Origin of the sequence: Paenalicyclobacillus macrosporangiidus, assembly GCF_900116805.1 — a bacterium.
Classification (GTDB): domain Bacteria; phylum Bacillota; class Bacilli; order Alicyclobacillales; family Alicyclobacillaceae; genus Alicyclobacillus_H; species Alicyclobacillus_H macrosporangiidus.
Genome location: NZ_FPBV01000025.1, coordinates 22,465 through 48,672, shown reverse-complemented (window position 1 = coordinate 48,672; position 26,208 = coordinate 22,465). Strand labels below are relative to the sequence as shown.

Annotated in this window: 21 protein-coding genes; 4 read left to right on the top strand and 17 right to left on the bottom strand. The window is 66.4% G+C overall.

Annotation, left to right across the window (positions count from 1 at the left end):
* Positions 1–1,130, bottom strand: a 1,130-nt coding sequence (locus BM357_RS16150) for a nickel pincer cofactor-dependent isomerase, group 22 (protein ID WP_074955862.1), incomplete at its 3' end; no start/stop codon positions are given.
* Positions 1,131–1,308: 178 nt separating this feature from the next.
* Complete coding sequence (locus BM357_RS16145; protein WP_074955859.1) at positions 1,309–2,064, bottom strand: SDR family NAD(P)-dependent oxidoreductase; 756 nt, start codon at positions 2,062–2,064, stop codon at positions 1,309–1,311.
* Positions 2,065–2,190: 126 nt separating this feature from the next.
* Here BM357_RS16145 and BM357_RS16140 point away from each other — a divergent pair, with 126 nt between their 5' ends.
* Positions 2,191–3,579 (top strand): FAD-binding oxidoreductase, encoded by a 1,389-nt coding sequence (locus tag BM357_RS16140; protein ID WP_074955857.1) that lies wholly within the window; start codon positions 2,191–2,193, stop codon positions 3,577–3,579.
* Positions 3,580–3,714: 135 nt separating this feature from the next.
* On the opposite strand, the gene BM357_RS16135 is transcribed toward BM357_RS16140, so the two are convergent.
* The 12 genes from BM357_RS16135 to BM357_RS20530 all read right to left on the bottom strand — a co-directional run bounded on the left by BM357_RS16135 (position 3,715) and on the right by BM357_RS20530 (position 17,530).
* Positions 3,715–4,272 carry a CcdC protein domain-containing protein gene (locus BM357_RS16135; RefSeq protein ID WP_074955854.1) on the bottom strand — a complete coding sequence of 186 codons (558 nt, stop codon included), beginning with the start codon at positions 4,270–4,272 and terminating at the stop codon, positions 3,715–3,717.
* A gap of 51 nt (positions 4,273–4,323) precedes the next feature.
* Positions 4,324–4,560, bottom strand: coding sequence for a type II toxin-antitoxin system antitoxin (locus BM357_RS16130; protein WP_074955851.1), 237 nt, complete (start codon positions 4,558–4,560; stop codon positions 4,324–4,326).
* Between the two features lie 10 nt (positions 4,561–4,570).
* Positions 4,571–5,413 carry an SPFH domain-containing protein gene (locus BM357_RS16125; RefSeq protein ID WP_074955848.1) on the bottom strand — a complete coding sequence of 281 codons (843 nt, stop codon included), beginning with the start codon at positions 5,411–5,413 and terminating at the stop codon, positions 4,571–4,573.
* A 118-nt stretch (positions 5,414–5,531) separates the two neighbouring features.
* The gene (locus BM357_RS16120; protein WP_074955845.1) at positions 5,532–6,545 is read right to left on the bottom strand and encodes an aldo/keto reductase; all 1,014 of its coding nucleotides are present in this window, start codon (positions 6,543–6,545) and stop codon (positions 5,532–5,534) included.
* Positions 6,546–6,552: 7 nt separating this feature from the next.
* On the bottom strand, positions 6,553–7,815 hold the full coding sequence (larA, locus tag BM357_RS16115; RefSeq protein WP_074955882.1) for a nickel-dependent lactate racemase: 1,263 nt from the start codon (positions 7,813–7,815) through the stop codon (positions 6,553–6,555).
* A gap of 105 nt (positions 7,816–7,920) precedes the next feature.
* The gene (locus BM357_RS16110) at positions 7,921–8,460 is read right to left on the bottom strand and encodes a gamma carbonic anhydrase family protein (protein ID WP_074955842.1); all 540 of its coding nucleotides are present in this window, start codon (positions 8,458–8,460) and stop codon (positions 7,921–7,923) included.
* A 153-nt stretch (positions 8,461–8,613) separates the two neighbouring features.
* Positions 8,614–9,951 carry an MFS transporter gene (locus tag BM357_RS16105; protein WP_074955839.1) on the bottom strand — a complete coding sequence of 446 codons (1,338 nt, stop codon included), beginning with the start codon at positions 9,949–9,951 and terminating at the stop codon, positions 8,614–8,616.
* 123 nt (positions 9,952–10,074) lie between these two features.
* Positions 10,075–11,250, bottom strand: a complete 1,176-nt coding sequence (locus tag BM357_RS16100; RefSeq protein ID WP_074955836.1) for a pyridoxal-phosphate-dependent aminotransferase family protein — start codon at positions 11,248–11,250, stop codon at positions 10,075–10,077.
* Positions 11,251–11,295: 45 nt separating this feature from the next.
* Positions 11,296–12,513 (bottom strand): CaiB/BaiF CoA transferase family protein, encoded by a 1,218-nt coding sequence (locus BM357_RS16095; RefSeq protein ID WP_074955833.1) that lies wholly within the window; start codon positions 12,511–12,513, stop codon positions 11,296–11,298.
* A gap of 30 nt (positions 12,514–12,543) precedes the next feature.
* Positions 12,544–13,335 (bottom strand): enoyl-CoA hydratase/isomerase family protein, encoded by a 792-nt coding sequence (locus tag BM357_RS16090; protein WP_074955830.1) that lies wholly within the window; start codon positions 13,333–13,335, stop codon positions 12,544–12,546.
* A 128-nt stretch (positions 13,336–13,463) separates the two neighbouring features.
* Complete coding sequence (locus BM357_RS16085; RefSeq protein ID WP_074955879.1) at positions 13,464–14,651, bottom strand: CaiB/BaiF CoA transferase family protein; 1,188 nt, start codon at positions 14,649–14,651, stop codon at positions 13,464–13,466.
* Between the two features lie 896 nt (positions 14,652–15,547).
* A complete protein-coding gene (locus BM357_RS20530) occupies positions 15,548–17,530 on the bottom strand; it encodes a sigma-54 interaction domain-containing protein (protein ID WP_281245613.1) in 1,983 nt (660 codons plus the stop codon).
* Between the two features lie 141 nt (positions 17,531–17,671).
* On the opposite strand from BM357_RS20530, the gene BM357_RS16075 reads away from it, so the two are divergent.
* The 3 genes from BM357_RS16075 to BM357_RS16065 all read left to right on the top strand — a co-directional run bounded on the left by BM357_RS16075 (position 17,672) and on the right by BM357_RS16065 (position 21,832).
* Positions 17,672–19,318 (top strand): thiamine pyrophosphate-dependent enzyme, encoded by a 1,647-nt coding sequence (locus BM357_RS16075; protein WP_074955824.1) that lies wholly within the window; start codon positions 17,672–17,674, stop codon positions 19,316–19,318.
* A gap of 15 nt (positions 19,319–19,333) precedes the next feature.
* Positions 19,334–20,518 carry a CaiB/BaiF CoA transferase family protein gene (locus BM357_RS16070; RefSeq protein ID WP_074955821.1) on the top strand — a complete coding sequence of 395 codons (1,185 nt, stop codon included), beginning with the start codon at positions 19,334–19,336 and terminating at the stop codon, positions 20,516–20,518.
* A 117-nt stretch (positions 20,519–20,635) separates the two neighbouring features.
* On the top strand, positions 20,636–21,832 hold the full coding sequence (locus BM357_RS16065) for an acyl-CoA dehydrogenase family protein (protein ID WP_074955818.1): 1,197 nt from the start codon (positions 20,636–20,638) through the stop codon (positions 21,830–21,832).
* Positions 21,833–22,590: 758 nt separating this feature from the next.
* On the opposite strand, the gene BM357_RS16060 is transcribed toward BM357_RS16065, so the two are convergent.
* The 3 genes from BM357_RS16060 to BM357_RS16050 all read right to left on the bottom strand — a co-directional run bounded on the left by BM357_RS16060 (position 22,591) and on the right by BM357_RS16050 (position 26,194).
* A complete protein-coding gene (locus BM357_RS16060) occupies positions 22,591–23,349 on the bottom strand; it encodes an SDR family NAD(P)-dependent oxidoreductase (protein ID WP_074955815.1) in 759 nt (252 codons plus the stop codon).
* Positions 23,350–23,405: 56 nt separating this feature from the next.
* Positions 23,406–24,389 carry a phosphotriesterase family protein gene (locus BM357_RS16055; RefSeq protein WP_029421300.1) on the bottom strand — a complete coding sequence of 328 codons (984 nt, stop codon included), beginning with the start codon at positions 24,387–24,389 and terminating at the stop codon, positions 23,406–23,408.
* Positions 24,390–24,514: 125 nt separating this feature from the next.
* Entirely contained in the window at positions 24,515–26,194 is a 1,680-nt protein-coding gene (locus tag BM357_RS16050) for a long-chain fatty acid--CoA ligase (protein ID WP_139234763.1), read from the bottom strand.
* Positions 26,195–26,208 lie beyond the last annotated feature (14 nt).

The following is a 26,208-nucleotide window of genomic DNA, read 5'->3' as shown; positions in this document are numbered from 1 at the left end:
CAAGCCTCATCGACAAATTTTGGCCAACACGATTGGAACTGAGGTGGTTTGACCCTGACAAAACCCAGTTGTTGAGAGCAACTGCATAGCGCCTGTTCATTCATCTTCTGGAAATCGATCTTCTCCAGCAGCCGCCGCGTGGTCAGGTCCGCCAGCCCGATGCCGAGCGCGTTGCCGTGGGACGCCTCGCTGAGGTCGCGCGCGAAGATGTACTGGATGCGCGGCCGCTCGGGTTCCGGCACGCCGTGAATGCGGATGCGGCCGATGATGTTGGTGTCCATGCCGGTGCCGCTGTAGTTCTTGCCGATCTCGTCGACAATCAGCAGGTCCGCATCGTCCACCGGCAGCTTCGGCATCCACGCGGCCGACAGGCGCAGGAGCTCGGGCTCGCGCTCCGGGATGCGCGCGGGTTCGACGGCCTCGATGTGGGCGGTCTGCTCGAAGGCGTTCTCCAGGATGGCCAGGCCGCACAGGACCTTGCCGGAGGCGAGCACCACCTTCGCCACCTCGGGCATGTGATCGCGGATGCCCGGCACCCCGTAGGCGTGGATCTCCAGGGCCTGCCGGTGCTTGCCGAGCCCGATGGCCATCATCTTCATCAAACCGCTTTCAATCCCGATGGGCGACTTGAAATCGGTATGCAGCTTCACCCGCCCGACCACGACGACGCCGTCCGCCGCCGCCGCGTAAGCGTCCATGAAGACGGGCATCCCCTGCGGTGTCGTCCCAATCTGCACCACGTCCATCGAGGAGCGAATGGGCGCCTCGCAGAACGCCTCCGTCACGCCGAGGCTCTCCAACACCTCCCGCTGCCCCTCGGCGGTGGCCCCGCCGTGGCTGCCCATCGCCGGGACGATGAACGGCTCGGCCCCCAGTTGTTTCAAAGTGCGCACCACCGATTGCAGAATGAGGGGGATGTTGGCGATCCCGCGGCTGCCCGCCGTGATGGCCACCCGCATCCCGGGCCATACGCACGGCTGTGCCAAGCCCCGCTCGCCGCCAGGTTCCCGCTGCGGAGCGTCCGCAACGGCCAGAACGCGCCGCAATTCCGCCTCCACGCGGGCGGGGATGTCTTCGACCACGGGCCCTTCGAAATGCTGACGCACCCGCCGCCACTTCGGAAATCCCATCCGAATCCCTCCTTGTGCGCCGCCCTTGCGCGGAGGTCATCGGATGCTTCGCCGTGGATGGGCACCCGCTGCACTCCGGGGGCGACGTGTCCATCCGATGGTTGACAAGCAAATTCCGTGCCAAATCGAGTGAGGAGGACGAGAGAGGTGCGCCGATTGCCACAGCGCCCGCGCGCCATCAGCTCATCAGCTGGCCGCCGTTGACCTCGATGATCTCGCCCGTGATGTAGCGCGCGTGCGGCGAGGCGAGAAAGAGGATGGCGCCCACCGACTCCTCCGGCGTGCCGGCGCGCCCCAACGGGATCTGGCGGACCATCGCCTCGTACGCGTCGCGCGGCGTGAAGCGCTCGTGAAAGGGCGTGTCAATCACCCCCGGCGCGATGGCGTTCACCAGGATCCCGTACTCCGCCAGGTCCTTCGCCAGGGCCCGCGTCAGATTGCTCACCCCCGCCTTCGCCGTCGCGTAGGCGATGCTGCCAGGGCCGCCGCCGTTGCGCGCCGCCACCGACGTGACGTTGATGACGCGGCCCCGGCTCGCCTTGAGCATCGGCAGCGCCGCCCGCGTCACCAGGTAGACGGATTTCAGGTTGACGTCCATCACCCGGTCCCACAGGTCTTCCTCCAGCTCTTCCAACCTCGCCCGCCGGATCAGCGCGCCCGCGTTGTTGACCAACACGTCGAGCCGGCCGAAGCGATCGCGCACCTGCGCCACCATCTCCGCCACCTGCGTGCGGTCCGCCACGTCCCCGGCCACCGCCAGGCTCCGCCTTCCCATCCGTTCAATCTCGGCGGCCAACGCCTGCGCAGCCTCGCGGTTCTCGTTGCCATGCACGACCACGTCGGCCCCGTGTTCTGCGAAGGCCACCGCCGCCGCCCGGCCGATGCCCGTGCTGCTGCCGGTCACCCACACCACTTGTCCCGTGAACGTGTACATGCGCTCCCCCTCCTCGCCGATTCCGTCGTCAAACTTTTCTGCTGCGCTATAATGATACATGCATACGCATTCTCCGGAAAGCATCGCAAGCGGAACCAGACAAGACAACACGATGGAGGCGTTGGCATGTCGGCACCCATCCCCACCCTGACGGAAGATCTCGCGCGCCTGCTGAACCCTGGGCAGGTGTCCGCGGGGGAGAGCATTCTCGAACAGCACAGCCACGATGAGTCCTACCACCGCGGCGGACGGCCGGACGTGGTGGTGTTCCCCGAGTCGACCGAGGACGTGGTGAAGGTGGTCCGGTACGCGGCCGAGCACCAGATCCCGGTGATCCCGTTCGGAACAGGCACCGGCCTCGAAGGCCACGTGGTCCCGGTGCGCGGCGGCATCAGCGTCGATCTGACGCGCATGAACCGCATCCTCGAGGTGCGCCCAGACGATTTCCTGGTGCGCGTCCAGCCCGGCGTCACGAAGAACCAGCTCAACGATGCGCTGAAACGGTACGGCCTGTTCTTCCCGGTCGATCCCGGTTCCGACGCCACCCTGGGCGGCATGGCGGCGACCAACGCCAGCGGCACCACCACCGTCCGCTACGGCGCGATGCGCGACAACGTCCGCGCTTTGCAGGTCGTGCTCCCGGACGGCCGCGTGATCCAGACCGCCTCGCTCGCCGCGAAATCCTCCTCCGGCTACAACCTGACCGCCCTGTTCGTCGGGTCCGAAGGCACGCTCGGCGTGATCACCGAACTGTGGCTGAAGGTGTACGGCATCCCGGAAAAGACCGTCGCCGCGCGCGCCCAGTTCCGCGACTTTCAGGCATGCGTGAACGCCGCCACGGCCATCGTCGGCGCCGGCATCCCGGTGGCCCGCATCGAACTGCTCAGCCAGGAGTTCGTCACGGCCTTCAACAAGTACAAAGGCGTCAACTTTCCGGTCGTGCCGACGCTGCTCATCGAATTCCGGGGCAGCGAGCAGGGCGTGCAGATTGACGTCGAGTTGGCCCAGGAGATCGCGCGCGACGAGGGGTGCTTGTCGTTCGACTTCGTGATCGACGAAGAGGCGCGCCACGAGATGTGGGAGATGCGCCACAACGCCCTGTACGCGTTTATGCACCAGTTCCCGGGGCTCGGGCACATGTCGACGGACGTGTGTGTGCCGCTCTCGAAGCTGCCGGACGCGTGCACCTTCGCCCAACGCCGTCTGCAGGAGACCGGCGTCCGCGGGGCCATCGTCGGCCACGTCGGCGACGGAAACTTCCACGTCAGCATCGCCATCGACACGAATGATCCCGCCGACGTCCAGCGGGTGCACGCATTCAACGAAGAAGTGGTGCACTACGCGCTCCAGCTCGGCGGCACCTGCACCGGTGAGCACGGCGTCGGCCTCGGCAAGATGAAGTACCAGGAGCTCGAGCACGGACCCGCCCTCGCCGTGATGCGCGCCATCAAGGCGGCCATCGACCCGCAGCACATCATGAACCCGGGCAAGCTGATTGACGAAATCCCCCACTGATCCGGGCCGGTTGGCGGCAAACGGCGCGGCCCCTGGGGCCGCTCCACGCAATCCCCAGGGGCCGCGCCCCGGATGGCCGCTCGTGCGGGTGCCGGTGAGCCTACCGTGCGGGTGCCGACGAACCGTCCGTGCGGATCAGCCGGTTTCAGCGAGCTCGTTCGGCCGGGGCCCGCGCCAGGCCATCGCGAGATAGTACACGGCGTAGTAGGCCACCAGAATGAACATGGCGCCGGCCGTCCACGGGTCGACAGTACTCGCCGCCGCAGCGGACGCATGCGCTCCGCCTGCCGGCACGAGCCCTCCCGCCGCCTTGCCCTGCCCGTTCCACAGGGCCTCCGCGGCGGCCAGGCGATACGCGATACGCGCCAGAAACAGCAGGATCACCAGGGCGCCGATGGCCCCGTGCGGGCGGTAGTACCAGCCGTCGTCCCGCCGCTCGTACCGGGTGTTGCGCAGGGCCAGCCAGGCCAACGCCGCCCCGGCGGCCACACCGGCCGCGTCCCACCAGGCGGTGGAAGGATGATACAGCGTGCTCACCAACAACAGCACGCCAATCACGATGAACACGCTCCCCCGCACCACCAACCGCCGTTTGACCAGAGGTTGCCAATGCAAAGTGCGCCGCACGCGGCGGTACACGCTCCACGCGATGAGGGCCGTCACGACGACCAGAACTTCCGTTTGATGCGACAATGGACACCTCTCCTTCACGTCACGTCGTTTCTTTACAAGTCCTGCGGCGTATCACGAGTCGCGCGGCGACGGCGGTGATTCCGTGCGCCCGTCGTGCGGCGGCTCCTCCCGCACTTCCCGAGGCGGTGTCCGATCCCCCGCTTTGCCCAACCGCCCCGCCCGGCGTGCCGCGTCGCGGAGCAGGTATTCGATGTGCGCGTTCACGCTGCGCAGTTCGTCCGCAGCCCACCGCTCGAGGATGGCGTACAACTCCGGGTCCAACCGCAGTGGATACTGCTTCTTCGGCATGACGCGGGCCTCAGTACAGCGATCCCGTGTTGATGACCGGCGCCGCCGCGCGGTCCGACGTGATGGCCACCAACAGGTTGTTCACCATGTTTGCCTTGCGCTCCTCATCCAACTCGACGAACCGTTCCTTCTCCAACTGCCGGATGGCCGCCTGCACCATCGTCACCGCTCCTTCCACGATGCGCTCCCGGGCTGCCACAATCGCTTCCGCCTGCTGGCGCTGCAGCATTGCGCTAGCAATCTCAGGCGCGTACGCGAGGTGCGTCAACCGCGCCTCCAGCACCTCCACGCCCGCGACCTTCAAGCGCTCTTCGAGTTCGCGGACCAGCTCACCGGCCACCTCCTCGGGGTTGGCGCGCAGAGACAACTCCCCGGTTTGATAGGTGTCGTAAGGGTACCGGCTTGCGACGTGCCGAAGCGCCGTCTCGCTCTGGATCTCGACGAACTTCTCATAATCCTCCACGTCAAACAGCGCCTTGGCCGAGTCGATCACGCGGAACACCACCACCGCGGCAATCTCGACCGGATTCCCCCGCACATCGTTGACCTTCAGCTTGGCGCTGTTGAAATTGCGCACCCGCAGCGACACCTTGCGCCGCCAGGTGAACGGCACCGTGATCCACAGTCCGCTCTCCCTCACGCTGCCGAGATAGGTGCCGAACAGCACCACCGCCACGGCCTGATTCGGCTGCACGACGAACACGCCGGAGACCAACACCACAGCAATGAGCCAGAGGACCACGGCCAGAAGGACATGCCTCATCAACAATTGCCAGACGCCCCCGACGAGCAACAAGACAAACAACAACACGCCGACATACCCGTTGAGCTTCCACGTACGACGCTCGTTCATCCTCCAGCCTCCGTTTGCGATTGATACCAATATGATATCACATTCGTATCGACCTGCGCGCGCCTAAACCAAACGGGCGCCCATATCGGGCGCCCGCTCCATTCCCGGTATTCCCCACTCAGCGCGCTTCGCGCCGGCGCGGCAGCGAAAACCACAGTTGGTCGAGCCAGTCCAACTCCTCCTGCGTCAACGGCTGCGTCTCGGCCACTTCGGCCGCGCGCAGGGAGGCATCCAACTGCTCCGGCCTGCTCGCGCCGATGATGGCCGACGTGATCCCCGGCTGCTGGATGACCCACTGCACCGCCGTCGTCGCCATGTCCCGATCCCGCTCCTGGCACCACGCACGGTACCGCTCCACCGCGGCGAACACCGCGTCGTTCCAATAGCGGGTCTGGTACATTTGGCCCGCGTTGGTCACCCCGCCGAGGGCGAACCGGGTCCCCGGCTCCACGTCTTGCCCGGGCCGGTAGCGCCCCGTCAACATCCCGCCCGCCAGCGGGTTGTAGGTGATGAGCCCAATCCCCTCGCTCTGGCACAGCGGCACCAGTTCTTCCTCAATCATACGGAACAGCAGGTTGTAACGAGGCTGCACGCTGGCGATGGGATTCCAGTGAAACCGCGCCGCCAGCCCCATCGCCTTGGCCACCTGCCAAGCGCGCCAGTTGGACACGCCGATGTAGCGCACCTTGCCCGCGCGCACCAGGTCGTCGAACGTCTGCAGGGTCTCTTCCATGGGGACGGTCGGATCGAATTGGTGGGCCTGATAGAGGTCTAAGTAGTCCGTGCCGAGACGGCGCAGGCTGGCGTCGATGGCGTCCAGGATGTGCTTGCGGGAAAGCCCCCTGTCGTTCGGGCCCGGGCCCATCGCACCGTGGCACTTCGAGGCGAGCACGACCTTGTCCCGCTTGCCCTTGAGCCACCGCCCGATGATCTCCTCCGTCCTCCCCAGTTGTTCGTAGCTGCCGCCGAGCGGATACATGTCCGCGGTATCGATGAAGTACACTCCGGCGTCGAAGGCCTTGTCGAGAATGGCGTGAGACGTTTTCTCGTCCGCCTGGTTGCCGAAGGTCATGGTCCCCAGGCACAGGCTGGGTACGCGCAGTCCGGTACGACCGAGGTGCCGGATCTCCATGAAAGCATCACTCCTCCACATAGGGGATGGTCAAAGGCCCCAGCGGCAACACGGCCACCGTCATGTTCGGGCCGTATTTCCCCCGCAATTCCGCCAGGGTGGCCTCGATGTCGTGCGTCGGTTGAAGCATCGCCGCCCGCACGTCCTCATCCGGCAGGGACGAGTACACGTACACGTCCGCCCATGTCTGGATGACGGCCTGCTTCTGGACCTGCCACTGATCGAACATCTGGAACGAAGGGTCTTCAATCATCTGCAGGAGTTCTTGCGGCGTCCGCCGCATCCGCAGGATCTTCGCGTAGTTGCCGTGGTCAGGGAGCCCGTCCGAGCACTCGCTGGCACAGATGATGGTGCCGCCCCGCTTGACGATCTTGTGCGCCGCGCTCATGCCCTTGACCGCCTGGTACAGATTCTGGTCCAGGGGATAGCCGGAGTTGGACGTGATCACGACGTCGAACCGGTGCGGGCAGCGGATCATCGCGTGCTCCTTCGCGAACCGGCATCCCGCCTCGTGGGCAGCCGCGAGATCGCCCGCGAACACCGCCGTGATCTCCTTGTCCCGGTTGAGCGTGACATTGAGGATGAAGTCGGGCGGACACATGCCGTTGACCTCGCGCGCCATCTCCTGCAACGGGTTACCCTCCATGTGCCCCCAGGTGGCCAGGGGATGGCCAATCATGCGGGCATTGTGGAAGGTGAGGATCGTCTCAATTCCCGCTATTCCCGGCATGATCCCCTTCGGGCCGCCGGAAAAGCCGGCGAAGAAGTGCGGCTCGATGAACCCGGTGACAATGCGGACATCCGCCTCCACGTACGCCCGGTTGAGGTACACGTCGCAGCCGAACCGGCTGTGCCCCACCTTGACCAGCTCGTCCCGGTTGTGGCAGTGGTGGTTGATGACCCGGACATGATTCACCACCCACTCGCCGAGCATTTGGATGAACTCCTCCCGCGTCTGGTCGCGGTGCGTCCCCGTTCCGTTGATGATCACGATGTTCTCCAACGGCACGTGGGACAGCTCCTCCAGCAGCCACGGCACCAGCTTGTGATTCGGTGTCGGCCGGGTGATGTCGGAGATGACGATGGCGACGCGGTCGGTCGCTTTGACACGCTCGCGGAGCGGAGCGCTTCCGATGGGCTGGCGCAGCGCCGCCATCACCGCCGCCTTGTCATCCGGCAGCGCAGGCAGGTGCTTGGGCTCCACCACCAAGGCGTCGTCCGGCACCTCGATGGTCAGGCCGCCCCGGCCGTACAGCAACGTGGTCTGCATGCGGATCACCTCCTCCTCGCTGACACCCACCTCGGTGACACCGTCTATCTTACCGCGAACCACGCTGGATTGCGCGTCCAGCCTCACGCGACCGCGGTTTCCTTCTCATGCCTGCGATCCCGGCGCCCAACCGGTGATCCCGTGGCGCATGTAGCGCCGGCTCTGGATCACGTAGTGCTCCGCCCCGGCCCGCAGGCGCACGAGGTCCTCTTCGGTCAGTGCGCGCACGACCCGCCCGGGGCTGCCCACGACCAGCACCCGCGGCGGAATCTTTTTCCCCTCGGGGATGAGCGTCCCCGCGCCAATCAGCGCCTCCTCCCCGATCTCCGCATGGTTGAGGACGATGGCACCCATCCCAATCAGCGCGCCGTCGCCGATGGTGCACCCGTGCAGGATGACGTTGTGCCCGACGGTCACGCGGTTCCCGATGCGCATCGGCGCGTCCGCATCGACGTGCAGCACGCACCCGTCCTGAATGTTCGTCTGCTCGCCGATGACGATGGGCGCGTTGTCCCCGCGGATGACCGTGTTGAACCACACGCTCGACTCCCGTCCAATCTGCACGTCCCCGCTGATGTGCACGCCGGGTGCGATGTACACCGTCTCGTCCAACTTCGGCTCCGTATTCTCCAACCGGTACCGCATGTCTGTCACCTCCTGAGGAAGGCGAGGATGGGCCCCCATCCAACGCCCTGGTGCTGCAGCAGGAAGGCTGGGTGGAAGCCGCAAGGCACACGTCACCCAGCCATCCGGTTTCTGCTAGAATACCCAATCTTCCAACGGCGGTGCAAGGATGAATCACACCGTTCCGGCTGCGGCCGCCGCGTCGGGCGCCGGGGCACGAGAGCCCACGACGGACCGCTCCGGATCGAGCAAGAACAGCCAAATACACGCGCCGAGGATGAGGACCGCCGCCTCCACGTAGAAGGGCGCCGTCCATGAGCCCCCTTGGACCAAGGCACCAAAGACAATGGGAGACACCACACCGGCCAGGTTGCCGCCCATGCTCATCATCCCGGAGACGGTGCCCGAGTACGCACCGCCCACGTCCATGGGAACGCACCACTGCGGACCGATCATGCCTTCGAGGAAGAACAGGGACACCGCCAGGCAGGCGACCGCCACGTACGGATTGGCCGTCGTCGCCGCCGGGATCAAGGCGATGGCCGCCACGACCAGCGCCGGCACAGCGACCACCTTGCGCGAGAATCGCGCGTTGCGGGTGTTCCGGTAGATGCGGTCCGTGATCAACCCGCCCAAGGTGTCCCCAATCACGCCGGCCAACAACGGAATGGAAGCGAAGAATCCCATTTTCAACAGCGTGAAGTGTCGGTACTCCTGCAAATAGGTGGGCAACCACGTCGAGTAAAAGTAGAACGCGTAGTTGTAGCAGAAATATGCCATCATAATGAACCACATGTTTCCGGACGAAAGCAGCTTCCGCCAGGGCACCTGTGGCTTCTTCAGGGTGTCCACCGGCGGAATGAGGTTCCCTTGCGCGTCCACCCCCCGGATGTACGTCAACTCCGCCCGGTTCACCCACCGGTGCTCTTCCGGGATGTTGCGATACACAAGGAAGAACAGGATGGCCCACAGAATCCCCAGCCCGCCGAACGCGTAAAACACGGCCCGCCATCCGTAATGCAGGATGATGGTGGCGGCGATGGGCGGCACGATGGCGGCGCCGAACCGGCTGCAACTGTGCGTGATGCCCTGGACAAATCCGCGTTCCTGCTTGCGGAACCAGAGCTGCATCGCGCGCGTGGCGGTCGGGAAGGCGCCCGCCTCTCCCAGACCGAAGAGGAATCGGATCACGATGAATGCGGCATACGTGGCTGCCTGCGCCGTGATGATGGTGAAAATCGACCACCAGGTCACGATGGACGCCAGGACGCGCCGCGGCCCGAACCTGTCGCCCAACCATCCGCCGGGCACCTGTCCAATCGCGTACGCCCAGACGAACGAGCTGAAGATCACCCCCATCTGCACTTTGCTAAACCCGAAGTCGCTGCTGATGGAGGGCGCGGCGACGGAAATGTTGGTTCTGTCGAGGTACGTGATGAGATACATCAGACAGATGACGCCGAGGATCACCCATCGGAAGTGCGTTCTCCGACCTTCCTGTTGTACGGACATCCCGTATCGGCCTCCCCTGAATCTTGAAATGCCGTCGTTTTGACCATCTTGACCGTCCATAAAACACGTTTAGTTTCCAATATTCAGTATTTTATTTGCGAAGTGGCTCCTGGCCCGGTGCGTTCAGCACTCGGGCCGCTGCAGCCATACCGCCTCCGCCGCTCGCACGCCCGCGCCGAGCTCCACGTCACGTCCGATGTGCCGCAGCGCCAATTCCAGGACGGCGAGCATCTTCAGCACATCCCCTGCGTCCGTGTACCCCATGTGACCGAGGCGGAGCAGTTTCCCCTTGCATTTTCCGAGGCCGCCGCCGACGGCCATGTGAAACGTCTCGCGCAGCACCTGGCGGAACGCGTCCGCGTCCATCCTCGGATCGTCCCACACCACCGACGTCAGGGTGGGGCTGGCGTGGGCATCGTCCACGAGCAGCGGCAATCCGAGTGCCCGCACGCCCGCCCGGGTCATGTCGCGCAGTGCGGCGTGCCGCCGATAGGACGCCTCCACGCCACCCCCGGCCTCCATCATCCGGCACGACTCCAGCAGACCACCCACCAGGGCGATGTTCGGCGTGTACGGGGTGTGCCCCTGCGGCAGCAGCGCCCGGTACTTCTTGAGATCCAGATAGAACGACGGGCACTTGTGCCGCTCCATCCTCCGCCACGCCTTTTCGCCCACCGCCACCAAGGAGATGCCGGGCGGCAGCATCAGCGCCTTCTGGCCCCCCGTCGCGACCACGTCAATCCCCCAGGCGTCCATGTACAACGGCGTCCCCGCCAGGGAGCTCACGGCGTCGACGACGAACACCGCGTCTGTCGCCCGCACGACGGCCGCCAGCTCCCGGACCGGGTTGACGGCGCCCGTGGACGTCTCGCAGTGCGTGGCAAACACCGCCTTGACCTCCGGATGCTGGCGCAGGACGCTGCGGAGGGCTTCGGGATCGACCACCTGGCCCCATTCGGCCTTCACCTGTAACACCTCGGCCCCGATGTGCGCGGCGATGTCCACCAAATAGTCGCCGAAGTAACCGATGTTGCAGATGACGATGGTGTCTCCCGGGCCGACCAGGTTGACCATCGCGGTCTCCAGGGCCGACGCGCCGCTCCCGCACAGGATGTACACGTCCGATTGCGTCTGAAAGACGGGCTTGACCGCCTGCTCAGCCGCCAGCAGCACCTCCTGGAAGGCGCCCGTGCGGTAGTCCATCACCGGGTGATCGAACGAGCGCAGGATGGCCCGCTGGATCTCGCGCGGCACCTGGACGGGGCCCGGCAGGCGCAGGTCCATCTTCTCCGAGAACAACAGCCTCTCCCCCTCCGTCTCCGTCATCCGGCCGCGGAGGCGGCGTCACGCGCCCGCGTGCCGGTCCGGGTACTTGTCGTACACCACGCCTTGGTCGTACAATGCCTGAATCTCCTCCGCCGAGTAGCCGGCCTCCCGCAACGTTTCGGTGGTGTGCTGGCCGAGCCACGGGCCGGGCGTCCGGATGGACAACGGCGTCCCCTGGAACTTGACGGGAAGCCCCAGGGACCGCATCCGCCCCATGATGGGGTGATCCAACTCCACCACCATCTCCCGGGCTTGCACGTGCGGATGGGCCAGCACCTCGTCATACCGGTACACCGGCCCGCCGGGCACGCCCGCCTCGTCCAACTTGGCGACCCAGTAGGCGGTCGGCCGCTGCACGGTGATGGCCTCGATCTCGCGCTCCAGCGTATCGATGTGTCTCATGCGCAGGCCGAGGTCCAGGAACCGCGGATCCTCAATCCACTCGGGCCGCTCGATGACCTGCCGGCAGAACCGCTCCCACAGGCGCTGGTTCCCAGCCCCGACCGTCACGTATCCGTCCTGCGTCCGGTACGCTTGGTAAGGGGTCGATCGGCGATGGCGCGTGCCGGTCGCCTCCGGCAGCTCGCCGCCGCCGAAGTACGCGCCCGATTCCCACACGGTCCAGGCGAGGACGGCGTCGACGAGCGACGTCTCCAGGTACTGCCCTTTCCCGGTTCGCAGCCGGTGCACGTACGCGGCGAGGATCCCCTGCGCGGCCGCGTTGCCGGCCGCCAGATCCGCGATGGCGATGCCGACCTTCGCCGGCCGGCCGCCCGGTTCGCCGGTCATCCGCATCAGGCCGGTGAACCCCTGGGCGATGATGTCGAACCCGCCCTGATGGGCCAACGGCCCGGTCTGGCCGAAGCCGGAGATGGAACAGTAGATGATGTCCGGGTTGACCGCCTTGACCGCGTCGTAGTCGACCCCCAGTTTCCGCGTGGTGCCCGGGCGGAAATTCTCGATGATCACGTCGGCCCTCTCGGCCAACCGGAAGAACACCTCCTTTCCGCGGGGATGCTTGAGGTCCAGCGCCAAGCTCTTCTTATTGCGGTTGGGTATGGCGGCGCAGTAGCTCTCGCCGTTGACGAAGGGCGCCAACCGGCGCGAGTCGTCCCCGCTGGGGAAGCGCTCGATTTTCGTCACCTCCGCCCCCATATCGGCGAGCACCATGGTGCAGTAGGGCCCTGCCAGAAACTGCGTCATGTCCAGGATCTTGACGCCATCGAGCGGCAGCATCCCTGCACCCCTCCCGTCTCCTCGGCCCCCTCACGACCAGGTGAAATTCGGACGCCGTTTCTCCAGGAACGCGCGCACGCCTTCCTGGTAGTCCTCCGTCTCGTACGAGTCCAGCACCAGCTGGCGGATGTCCTCCGTCTCCTCCGTCACCCCGTCGAGGATGCGGCCGATCACGTACTTCGATCCGCGCACCGAGAACTGCGCGTTGCGCGCGATCATCCGCGCGTACGCCCACGTCTCCCGCTCCAGGTCCTCCGCGGGCACAATGCGGTCGACGAGACCGATCCGCAGCGCCTCCTCCGCGTCCAACAACCGGCCGGTGAACAGGATGTCCTTGGCTTTTGCGGGACCGACGAGATCGACCAACGTCTTGGTGGCTGGCAGGTTGTACACGTGCCCCAGCTTCGCCGGGGTGATGCCGAACTTCGCCGTCGGATCGGCGAACCGGAAGTCGCACGCGACGGCGATCTCGCAGCCGCCCCCGACGCAGTACCCCTGCACCATGGCGATGGTCGGTTTGGACAGGTGGTGAATGGCGTGCTCCGCGGCCACCGTCGCGCGGTTGTACTGCATCGCGCCCTCCTTCGTCGCCCGCAGCGTCAGGAACTCGCTGATATCCGCCCCCGCCGCGAACGCCGTCGCGTCGACGCCGCGGAAGATGACCACCTTGATGGCCCGGTCGGCCTCGCATTCCCGCATCAACTCGGACAAGCGCACCCACATGGCGTGATTGAGCGCGTTCCGTTTTTCCGGGCGGTTGAACACCACTGTCGCGATCTCGCCTTCCTTCACCAGGTACAGCCAATCCTCCACGCCTGCCATCCGGTTCCCTCCCTGGTCTGTGATGTCTGCTCGGTGCCCTGCGTGTCGTTCCGTCCCGAGGTGAGGGAGCGGCGCCACCAAACGATTCACACCAGCACTTCGTTCAACGGTGCGCCCCCTCGCTGCCCTCAGCGGATGACGCCCCGGTCCCGCAGCGCCTGCAGCCGGTCCGCCCCGACGCCGAGTTCGGACAGCACCTCGTCGGTGTGCTGCCCGAGCAACGGCGCCGCGCGGCGGACGGTGGGCTGCTCCTCCGAATACTTGGTGGGAATGCCGAACATCTTCATCCGGCCAATGACCGGGTGCTCCACCTCCACCACCATGTCCCGCGCCAGATAGTGCGGATCGCGCACGACATCGTCGAGGGTGTAGATGGGGCCCGCCGGTACGCCCGCCGCCTCGCACCGCTCCAGCCAGTGGGCCGAGTCCTGCGTGCCGAACACCTCCTCGATGAGCACTTCGAGATCGTCGGCGTGGCGCGCCCGGTCGGAGTTCGTCCTGAAGCGCGGATCGTCCAGCCACTCCGGCCGGTTCACCACCTGCCGGCAGAACTTCTCCCAGTTGCGCTGGTTGGCGCAGCCCAGCACCACGTATCCGTCTCGCGTCCGGTACGCCTGGTAGGGCGCGGACACGCGGTGGCGCGATCCGGTCCGCTTCGGCAACTCTCCCGCCCCGAAGTAGGCAGCCGCCTCCCACGCGTACCACGGCAATCCCGACTCGGCCAGCGAGACGTCCACGTGCTGTCCAATCCCGGTGCGCTGCTTTTGGATGTACGCCGCCAGGATGCCGTAGGCCGCCGTGAGCCCCGCGCCGATGTCGTACACCGCCACGCCCGCTTTCGCCGGCGGCTTATCCGGATAGCCCGTCATCGCCATCAGGCCGGTCATGCCTTGGGCGATGAGATCGAACCCGCCCTTGTGGGCGTATGGCCCCGTCTGCCCGTAGCCCGAGATGGACCCGTACACCAGCCCGGGGTTGATCTCGTGAAGCGTCTCGTAGTCGATCTTCAGCGACTTCGTCACCCCGGGCCGGAAGTTCTCAATCAGGATGTCCGCCGTCTTCACCAACTCGTAGAACAGCTCCAGTCCCTCTGCCGATTTCAGGTTCAGGCACACGCCCCGTTTGTTGCGATTGATCTGGAAATAGCAGACCGACTCCCCGTTGACGAACGGCCCCATCTGCCGGGAATCGTCTCCGCCGTTCGGCTTTTCAATCTTGATGACGTCGGCGCCCAAATCGGCGAGCACCATGGCGCAGAACGGCCCGGCCATGATCTGCGACAAGTCCAACACCCGGATGCCTTCCAATGGAAGCAAGTTCTCCACTCCTTTGCCTCGATGCGATGCTGCACTGTGTCCGCGCCGGCCCCGGACATCAGGGGCGCGGGGCGCCAGCCCGCGTGACGCGCGGGCGCGGGTAGCGTGGGCCCGCGGGCCGGGGGGCCCGCCGCGGCCCCCATGGCGCGCGCAGGTTGGGCGGCGCCAGGCCCGCGGGAACCGGCGCGATCGAAAAGGGATGTTTTCATCACAATTCCGACAGCAATTTGCGTGCCAAGTGGTGCGGTGCCGGCCCGCGGCATGGGGGATGTCCAGGGGGCGCCGTGCCAGAGGCGGCGGATGAAACCCGTGTGCGGTGGAAGGGGCGCAATCGTCAGGCCATCATCGTGCCTGCGCGCAGAAATGGGTTGCAAATGGGGGAAATGGGTGGTGAATGGGTTGTAAATGGGGGAAATGGGTTGTCAACAGGGGCCCCCATAGAGGCATTTTATGTACGAATTGTGCTTAACCCATCAGGCGCACGCTCGAATAACAACAACTCTGTATTTACGAACATACATGAATACACCGATAGCGACAGTTTTGTCCGTATCCAGGCCCGCCGGCAGCATGGTCCGCTTCATTAAATCACGTTCTTCACCTTATGCCATTGCCCGGGACCCGCCGTAACATCAAAACCGGCGGAGGGATATCCCGCAGGCACGGTGAGAGCCGCATGAACCGTGGCGCCGAAGGCTTAGTAAGAAAACCCAGCTTATCCGCCTGTTTCGATCTCGCCGACAGGCCGCTTTGTCCGAAAACCCGGCCTATCCGCCCGATCACGGGCACCGTCAGCAACACGTCCCCTCCGATAGGCGGCAAAATCGGATAATCCCACAAATCAGCCCGGGCCAGTTGACCTGATTACCGTCCTTTTCGGACAGACAGCGGCCGGCTCAAGAACCCCCAGCCGACCCCACCCCTTCCTCCCCGGCACCGCGGCGTCGCTGCAGATACGCCATCCCGAGCGGCGTGATCATCGTCCCCTGCCTCCCGCGCGCCGGCGCCACCAGACCCAATTCCTGCAGCACCTTCAACCGGGACCGCATCTGTTCCGCCGTCAACCGCGCAGAGGTCACTCGTTCGGCCAGCGCGCGTCGGCCGAGCCCCCCACGGTTTGACCCCGCCTCTGCGAGCAGCGCGAGGATCTCCAGGAGCACCGGTTGTCCGTCCAGCCAGCCCAGATCCCGTCCGGCGCCGGCCTCACCCTGGGCACCCATTCCCGCCGCCTTGTGCGATCGCGCGGCTCTCACCGCACCCTTCCTCGCACCAACCTCCCCGGACCTCGCGATCCCAGCCGTCCCAGCCGTCCCAGCCGTCCCAGCCGTCCCAGCCGTCCCCGCTCCCGCCGCCATGCCCGCCGGCGACACCCCTGCCGGCACCCCGTCTCCCACGGCCGACACCCCCGCGAGCGCGCGACGCAGCGTCGGCGGCAGTTCGGCGAAGCCCACCTTGCCGTCCGCGACGCCTTGCACGTACAGGGCGCAGTTCTGCAGCTCACGCACATTGCCCGGCCACGAGTACGCCGTGAGCCACTGGCGCAGGCGCGGATCGAAGCGAAAGCGGCCGGCGTCGCCGAGAAAGTGCAGGAAGAGGCGAAACACGTCCTCCAAGCGTTCGCGCAGGGGCGGGATCTCCAGTGGAAACACCGCCAGGCGATAGTACAGGTCGCGCCGAAACTGGCCCGACTCCACCATCTCGGCCAGATCCCGGTGCGTCGCCGCAATGACGCGGATGTCCAGCGATCGCACGCGCGTGCCACCCACGCGCAGGATCTGCTTCTCTTGCAGTACCCGCAGGAGGCGCACCTGCACGGCGGGGCTGGCATCACCGATCTCGTCCAGGAACACCGTTCCCCCGTCGGCGAGCTCCAGAAGCCCCGCCTTGCCGCCTTTGCGCGCCCCCGTGAACGCGCCCTCCTCGTATCCAAACAGCTCGCTCTCCATCAACGTCTCCGGCAGAGCGCTGAAGTTGACCGCCACGAACGGCCGGCCCGCCCGCCCGCTGGCATTGTGGATCGCCTGCGCGAACATCTCCTTCCCGACACCGCTCTCCCCGAGCAGCAACACCGTCCCGTCCGTGCGGGCCATCTTGGCGGCCAGCGCCTTCGCCTCCAGGATGCGCGGGCTCTCCCCCAGGATGTCGTCCATCGTATAGCGCGCCACATGCCCCAGGCTCCCGCCCGGGGTGACACTCCGACCCGCCTTCGGCCCCCCGTCGGTCCGGACACTCCCGTCGGACTTCACACTTCCGCCCGCCTGAACACCCCCGCCCGCCAGCAGCTCCCGGTAGAGCGTCACCATCTCCTTCGTCCACTTCACCGACAGCCGCTCCGCCTGGCGATCCAACTGCAACCGGTACAGGATCTCCACCACCGTCGTCACGTCAATCGTCCGGGTTCCGATGTCGATCACGCTCTTCACCGTCCCCGGCACCAGATGCCGCTTCCCCGGCGTCACTGCCACCGTCACGTGCTCGGGCACCGGCGATCCCGGCGACCACGGGATGTACGCCAGGTGACCCAGGCCCGCCTCCTGCAACAGCTCGCGCAGGGCGATGGCGTCCTGTTCAAACAGGATCACCAACAACACCGGCGTGCCCCGCGGCAAGTCCAGGAGGGGTTTGATGCGGCGCGGATCGAAGGAGCGGCGGCAGACCATCACCGGGCACGCGAGATCGCCCCATCGGCGGCCGATCTCCTCCAGGATGGCCGGCGTCGACACCAGGCACAGATCCGCCTCCGGGCGCGGACCCAGCGCATCGAGGCTGCGCGCCTCCAGCCACACCACGTCACGTACGTCCTCGAGCACCTGGCGCAGCTCTTCCGAAAGCGACTTGCGCGCGTACTCGTCCGCCGTCACCAACACCAACCGCTTCATGCCGCGCACCCCCAGCTTCGTCCTCTCCCTTGCCCCGATCTTATCACCCAATCCGGGGCCGCTGTTTCGAGACACGTAGGAAAAACGAATCGGGTGTAGAAATGTAGACATTGTCACACAAGTTCGAAAGGAGCATGCCCCATGTCGACGCGTTCCGGCGGCCACGCCGTCGTCGAGGTCCTCGCCCGCGAAGGGGTGCGGCACGTCTTCTCGGTCCCCGGCGAGAGCTACCTCGGCGTCCTCGACGGCCTGTACCAGCATCCTTCCATCCGACTGATCGTGAACCGCCACGAGGGCGGCGCGTCCTTCATGGCCGAAGCGTACGCGAAGGCCAGCGGCGAAGTCGGCGTATGCGCCGCGACGCGCGGTGTCGGATCCGCCAACCTGGCCATCGGCCTGCACACCGCGATGCAGGACTCCACCCCCGTCGTCGCGCTGCTCGGGCAGATTGAGCGCCCGTTCAAATACCGGGAGGCGTTCCAGGAGGTCGATCTCGCTGCCTGGTTCAGCCACATCTGCAAATGGACCGTGCAGATTGACGACGCCGCCCGCATCCCCGAGCTGCTGCACCGCGCCTTCGCCGTCGCGCGGTCGGGCCGGCCCGGTCCGGTGGTGGTGGCCCTGCCCCACGACATGCTGGAGGACGCCTGCGACGCGCCGGCCCTCGAACCGTACCGCATCCCCGCCCCCGCCGCACCCGCCGAGGCCGTGGCGGAGGTTTGGGAGGCGGTGCGGCATGCGCATCGGCCCGTCATCCTGGCTGGCGGCGGCGTCCTGCGCGCCGGTGCGACGCCGCAGCTGACGGCGCTGGCGGAGCGGCTGCAGATTCCGGTCGTGACCGCGTTCCGCCGGTTCGACGCCTTCCCCAACACGCACCCGTGCTACGTCGGTTGGCTCGGCTTCGGTCCGGCACCGCACGTGCTCGAGGCCATTCGGTCGGCCGACCTGGTGCTCGCCATCGGCACCCGCTTCTCCCAGGTGACCACGCAGGACTACAGGCTCCTCTCGCCGCAGTCCCGGCTCATCCACGTGGACATCGCGCCGGAGGTGCTCGGCCGCGTCTACCCGCCGTCCATCCCGGTGGTCTCCGACGCCGCCCGCTTCCTCGACGTCCTGCTCGGCCTGGTGCCCTCCGGACAAACGGAAGCCGCTGCGGCCCGCGCCGCCTGGGTGGCGGACCTCCACCAGCGCTACTTGGCGCACTCGACGCCGCCCGCCGATTCCCGTGACGACGTGGTCGATCTCGACGGCTTCATGCACGACCTCAACCGCTTCCTGCCCGAGGACGCCATTCTCACCAGCGACGCCGGAAACTTCTTCGGCTGGCTGGTGCGGTACCGGCGGTTCCAACGCCCGGGGACATACGTCGGCCCCACCTCCGGCGCAATGGGCTACGGCCTACCCGCCGCCATCGGCGCCAAACTGGCGCATCCGGACCGGCTGGTGATGTCGTTCTCCGGCGACGGCGGCTTCCTCATGACCATTCAGGAGCTGGAGACGGCGGTGCGGCACCAGGTGCCGGTGGTGGCGGTGGTCATCAACAACCACCTGTACGGCACCATCCGCGCCCACCAGGACCGCCGGTTCCCCGGGCGCGTCGTGGGCACCGAGCTCGGCAATCCCAACTACGCCGAGCTCGCCAAGACGTTCGGCGCCTTCGGCGTGCAGGTGACGCGCAACCAGGACGTGCTGCCCGCCCTGCAGGAGGCGGTGGCGGCCGGGCGGCCCGCGGTGGTCGAGGTGCTGACCGATCCCGCCATCCTGTCGGCCAACCAGCGCAAACGCTGAAAGGAGGTCGTCGCCATGGCCGGCGCCTTGGCCGGCGTGCGCGTGTGCGATCTGTCGCGCGTGTTAGCCGGGCCCTTCTGCACCATGACCCTGGGCGATCTCGGCGCGGACGTCATCAAAGTGGAATCCCTGCAGGGGGACGACACCCGCGCCTGGGGGCCGCCGTTCGTGGGCGAGCACAGCGCTTACTTCCTGTCCGCCAACCGCAACAAGCGCTCCATCGCCGTCGACCTGAAATCCCCGGAAGGCCTGGAGGTGGTCCGGCGCCTGGCGCAGACGAGCGACGTGGTGATTGAGAACTTCCGCCCCGGCAAGGCCGCGGAATTGGGACTCGGGTACGCCGAGTTGGCCCGGCACAACCCGGGCCTGGTGTACTGCTCCATCTCCGGATTCGGCCAGACCGGCCCGTACCGGGATCTGCCCGGCTACGACTTTGTCGTCCAGGCCATGTCCGGGCTGATGAGCGTCACCGGGTTCCCGGACGGGCCGCCAACCAAGGTCGGCGTCGCCGTCGGCGACGTGTTCACCGGCCTGTTCGCCGCCGTCGCCATCCTGGCTGCGTTGCGGCACCGGGATCGAACCGGGGAAGGTCAGCACATCGATCTGGCGCTGATGGACGCCCAAATTGCCGCCCTCGTCAACATCGCCAGCAACGCGCTGGCGGGCGTGGTGCCGGGACGGCTCGGGAACGCCCACCCGAGCATCGTGCCGTACCAGACGTTCCCGGCCTCGGACGGGGAGTTCGCGGTGGCCGTCGGCAACGACGGGCAGTTCCGCCGCCTGTGCGCCGCCCTCGGCCACCCGGAGTGGGCCGAGGATCCGCGGTTTCGCACCAATCCCGACCGCGTCGCCCACCGGGATGCCCTCATTCCTCTGTTGGAGGAGGCGTTTCGGCGGCGGGATCGCAAGCATTGGATGGAGGTGCTCACGGAGGCGGAGATCCCGTGCGGGCCCATCCAGACGGTCGATGAAGTGTTTCGCGATCCGCACGTCCTCTCCCGCGGCATGCTGCGGACGGTGGCGCGGCCGGACGGGGCGGAGACGCGATTGGTCGGCAGCCCGCTGCACCTGTCGGCGACCCCGGTCGATACCTACCGCCACCCGCCTCGCGTCGGCGAACACACGGACGAGGTGCTGCGGGAGCTCGGGTACGGGGAGGCCGACCTCGCCCGGCTGCGGGCGCGAGGGTGCGTACGGTGACGCACGACGGCGCAGTACGGCGGCACTGCATGACGGTGCACCACGACGGTGAAGCACGACAGTACACCATGACGGTACAGCACGACGGGGAAGGATGACCCAGAGAGGAGCGAGATTGTGCTCGATTTCAGCCTGACGGAAGAACAGTTGGCCGTGAAGCACCTGGTGCGCAAGTTCGTCGACGAGGAGATCCTGCCGCACATCCGCGAGTGGGACGAGCAGCATCACGTGGAGACGAGCGTGTTCAAGCGCCTGGCCGAACTCGGCCTGATGGGCGTATGCATCCCGGAGAAGTACGGCGGGGCGGGGATGGACTACAACACCCTGGCGATTGTCTGCGAGGAACTGGAGCGCGGGGACACGGCATTTCGGACCGCCGTCTCGGTGCACACGGCGCTCAACTCCCTGACCCTTCTGCAGTGGGGCACCGAGGCGCAGAAGCAGAAGTACCTGGTGCCGCAGGCCCGCGGGGAGAAGATCGGCGCCTTCGGGTTGACGGAGCCGGGCGCGGGATCGGACGTGGCCGCCATGCAGTCCACCGCCGTGCGGGACGGGGACGTGTACATTTTGAACGGATCGAAGATTTGGATCTCCTTGGCCGACATCGCCGACCACTTCATCGTCTTCGCCTACACCGACAAGAGCAAGCGCCACCACGGCATCTCCGCGTTCATCGTGGAACGCACCTTCCCGGGCTTCAGCAGCCGGCCCATCCGGGGCAAGCTCGGCATCCGCGCCGGCAACACGGGCGAGCTCATCTTCGACAACGTCCGCGTTCCGGTGGAGAACCGCCTCGGCGAGGAGGGCGAAGGCTTCAAGATCGCCATGTCGGCACTCGACAACGGCCGCTTCACCGTGGCGGCCGGGGCCTGCGGGACCATCGCCGCCTGCCTGGAGGCGTCCCTGAAGTACTGCCACGAGCGGCAGACCTTCGGCAAGCCCATCGGACAGCACCAGTTGGTGCAGCAGATGATCGCGAAGATGTCCGCCAACCTCGAGATCTCGCGCCTGTTGGTGTGGAAGGCCGGCTGGCTCAAGAACCAGGGCGTGCGCAACACCCGCGAGACGTCGCTGGCCAAGTGGATCGCCTGCGACGCGGCGTGGGAGGCCGCGAGCGACGCCGTGGAGATCCACGGCGCCTATGGATACTCGAACGAGTACCCGGTGGAACGGTACCTGCGCAACGCCAAGGCGCCGGTCATCTACGAGGGCACCCGCGAGATCCACACCCTGATGCAGGCGGAATACGCCCTGGGCTACCGGGTGGACAAACCGTTGCGCAAAATGCTGCCGGCGTGGCCCTTCCAGGAGTGAACTGGAGCGGACCCAGGTCCGGCCGGGCGGGCCGAAACTGGGCAGGGGGGGGGCTGCCGGCCCCCGCTGCCCGGCAGGGCCCCCGGCCTTCACACATTCGCCCAGCGATCCGGGTGAAGAAGCGCCGTGGACCGCCGCATTCCCACCGTTGTAGGTTGCGCATGGGGGTTCAGTGGGAGGCGAATGGGGGAAATGGGTTGTCAATGGGTTGTGAATGGGGGGCCCACGACTGTCGTCGTCGAGTGGTAACAACTGAAGTGTACTTATACATCCGGAACGTCTGGTCCATAAAAACCGATTTGCCTTTATTCGACCGGCCCTATGTGTCCATAGCAACCGTTTTGCATTTAACCAGGCCAACCGGAGGCCTCGCTGGCATCGATAACATAACATTTCCACTTTATCTGCCCGCTCCTGCCTCAACATAACGCCGAAACGGTGTCTATCGCGTCTTCCCCACGTGCAGATAACGTGCATTCGGTTTTTACCACTTCTCACAAACGACTGCCCGCGCCCTGGCCTCCCGCGCCCTGGCCTCCCGCGCCCTGGCCTCCCGCGTCCCGGCCTCCCGCGCCCCGGCTCCCGCGCCCCAGCCCCAGCCCCAACCCCTGCCTCAGCTTCCGCCCCCGCCTCTCCCTCCACAGCACATCGCCCCGGCAGGATTCCGCCCGCCGGGGCGATGATACAGTCCCCTGCAATCCTGTGAACCCCCTCCGAATGGCACAGTCAGATCCGCCACGGACACCGCTGACGAACGCCTATCGCTTGAACGACGCCGCACCGTCGTCCACGAACACGACGCTGCCGTTGACGAACGACGCCTCGTCGCTCGCGAGAAACGCCACCACGTTCGCCACCTCTTCCGGCGTTCCCGCCCGGCGCCGCATCTGCGCCTGCTCCACCGCAGCCCAGACGCGGGCATCCGCCTTCCATCCCGACACGATCCCGGTGTCGATCAACCCCGGCGCGATGGCCACCACGCGGATGTTGTATTTGGCCAACTCAAGCGCCGCGGCCTTCGTCATCATCGCCACCGCCGCCTTGCTGGCGTGGTATGCGAACTGCCGCCGATCCGCCAGAAACCCGTACACGGAGGCGGTGTTGATGATGACCCCGCCCTGTTCCCGCATCGCTCGGGCGGCCGCCTGGATGCCGTGGAACACGCCGGTTTGGTTGACGGCGATGACGCGCAGATATTCCTCCTCCGGCAGATCGAGCAGAGAATACGGCTGGCTCGTCCCGATGCCCGCGTTGTTGAACATGACGTCGATCCGCCCGAACGTCCGCACCGCCTCGTCCACCAGTCGAAACACCTGTTCCCGCACGCTCGTGTCAACTCGCACGAAGATCGCACGGCCGCCCGCCGCGCCGATGCGCGCCACCGTATCCTCGCCGGACTCCGGCCGTACATCCGCCACCACCACGGCGGCCCCTTCTTCCGCAAACCGAAGAGCGGTGGCCCGGCCGATGCCGCTGCCCCCGCCGGTCACCACCGCCACCTTGTCCTTCAACCGCATCTCCGTTCTCGCCTCTCCCTTGTTTATCCAAAAGCCCCGTCCCCATGCCTCTGTCTCTACTCCCCGCCGAACAGCCGCCGCGGGTTGTCCACAAACATCGTGTGCAACTGCGCGTCCGTCACCCCTGCCTGCCGCAAGACCGGGACGACGTCTTCGAACAGGTGTGTCGGGTGCCAGGAGGCCATCAGCGCCTGCACCTGCTCCGTCATCTTGAACGGGCGACCGCACCAGCAATTGACCGTGTCGTGGGACAGCACGATGCGATTCGCATGACCCATGCCGATGAGGCCAATCAGCACCGTCTCGCGCAGATGATCCATCGGGCAGCCCACGATGCCCTGCAGCCCGAATCGGTCAAACGCAATGGTGACGCCGTACTCCAGCGTCTTCCAGTGGTACGCCACATCCGTGTTGCCGTCCATATGGCCGATCACGATGCGGCTCGGATCCGCCCCCTCCGCGATCAACAGCTCCGCCTGCTCCGGACCCATCGTCCCCTCCTGGGTGTGCGTCACGATGGTGACGCCCGTCTCCCGTTGGACCCGCGCCGCCTGGCGGAAGAACATCTGCTCATACTCCGTAATGCCCCCTCGGCTGGAGCCCAGTTTGATGATGCCCGGCTTGATGCCCGTCTTGCCGATGCCCTGGGTGATCTCGGTCATGAACATCTCGTAGATCTCCGCTTCTGCGTCTCCGAACGCGCGGCGCACTTTGAAGTACGCGGGCGCCCCCTCCCCCTCGTAGTAGTAGCCGGTCGCACAGATGATCTGTAGCCCAGTCCGCTCGGAGATCTCCCGCAAAAACTCGGGATCCCGGCCGCAGTCGTTCGGCGTCGGATCGACCACCGTCTGCACCCCGTGCGCCTGCAACCGCCTGGCCACGTCGATCCCGATGCGCAGCGCCTCCTCTCGATCCAACGGCCCCAGCGTGACGTCCCCCTGGTACCCCGGATATCCGAATAAAAAGTGCTCGTGCATCAGGGTCTTGCCCAGTTGCTCCACCGGGACCGGTCCCGTGACCGTGTTCACCATCCGCGCCATGCCGCCGCCCCCTTCGTGATCTCGGTTCCCGACGCCGCGCCGCCCCTCCGGCCGGACCGACCGCAGAACAGCGCGGCCGTGTTTGACCCCCTGCTTCCCCGCCGTTTTCCCTCTCTACGCTTGCTCTATCCCTGCGCCTCTTGGTACCGCTTGCGCTCCTCCTCCTGCAAGAGCCGCCACATCACCTTGCCCGTGCCGGAGAGCGGCAGGGCGTCGACGAATGCCACCATCCGCGGGCACTTGTACGCCGCCATGTGCTCCCGCGACCAGGCGATGATCTCCTCTTCCGTCACCTGGCCGCGGTGGGACGGCTTGAGGACGATGTACGCCTTGACCGTCTCGCCCCGGCGCGGGTCGGGCACGCCGACGACGCAGGCCTGCTCCACCGCCGGGTGCCGGAAGAGGATGGACTCCACCTCCGTCGGCCAGACCTTGAAGCCGCTGGCGTTGATCATCCGCTTCAGGCGGTCGACGATGAAAAAGTACCCTTCCTCGTCGACGTAGCCGATGTCCCCCGTGCGGAAAAAGCGCTTGCCGTCCACCTGGACGAACGCTCGCTCGGTTTCCTCCGGCCGCCGCCAGTAGCCGAGGAAGACCTGGGGCCCCGAGACGACGATCTCGCCCTGCTCGCCGGGGCCCAGCTCGCGCAGGGTATCCGGATCGATCACGCGCGCGTCCACATCGAACACAGGTATGCCGGCACACTGCAGCTTCGGCCGGTCGGGTGGGTTGGAGTGGGTCTGCGAGATGGTCTCCGACAGACCGTACCCTTCCGCGTAGCGTAGGCCCGTCAGCTCGTACAGCCGCTCGCCGACGGCCTGTGGCAGAGGCGCGCCGCCGCCCCCGATGCGCTTGAGCGACGACAGGTCGTACTGGGGCAGGTTGGGGTTGGCGAGGAAGTCGACCACCATCGTCGAGATGTTGATCCAGCCGGTGCACTGGTGGCGGGAGATGAGTCGCCCGGCCAGATCCCGGTTCCAGCGCGTCATCAGCACGATGGTGCTGCCGGCGAAGATGGGCGCGTGCATGCTGTGCACCATTCCCGTGACGTGAAACAGGGGTAAGGTCGCCAGTACCACGGCGTCCTGGGTCATCGCCGACCAGACCACCCCGCCGACGGTGTTGGCCTGCACCGTGGCGTGGGTGTGCATGCACCCTTTGGGACGGCCCGTCGTGCCCGAGGTGTACGGGAGCACGGCGAGATCGTCCGCGACCGCCTGCGCCGGCGCTGGGCTACGCTCCAGCGCCAGGGCGTCCCGCCAGGCGACGGCCGCCGCGTCGTGCAGAGGGATCCGAGGCGCCGCGACGAACTCGGGGGTGTCTGGATCCGCGTCTGGCCCGAGGTAGTCGGAATAGGCGGCCACCACCACCCGCTGCAGGGTCCCTTGCCCGACCAACGGCTGGATGCGCGGAAACAGCTCCTGCCCCACGATGGCCACCTTCGGTTCCGCGTCTTCGATGTAAAACACCAGCTCCTCCGTGACGTTCATCGGGTTGACCGGGACCACCACTGCGTCCGCGCGCAAGATGGCGTAATAGGCGACGACAAAGGAAGGGGAGTTCTGCATGTACAGGAGGACGCGGTCGCCCTTGGCGACACCGAGATCGTGCTGCAGAAACCCGGCGAAGTGGTTGACGTCCCGGTACAGCTCGCTGTAGCGGATGGCGTGGCCATAGTAGTGGATGGCCACCTTGTCCGGGTAGCGACGGGCCGAGACCTCCAGGTTGTCGAACAGGGTGGTCCGCGGGACCGTCAGGGATTTCGGAACATCCTTCGGCCAAAATTCGAAATGGCGGTCGGGCACAACCCATCCCCCTT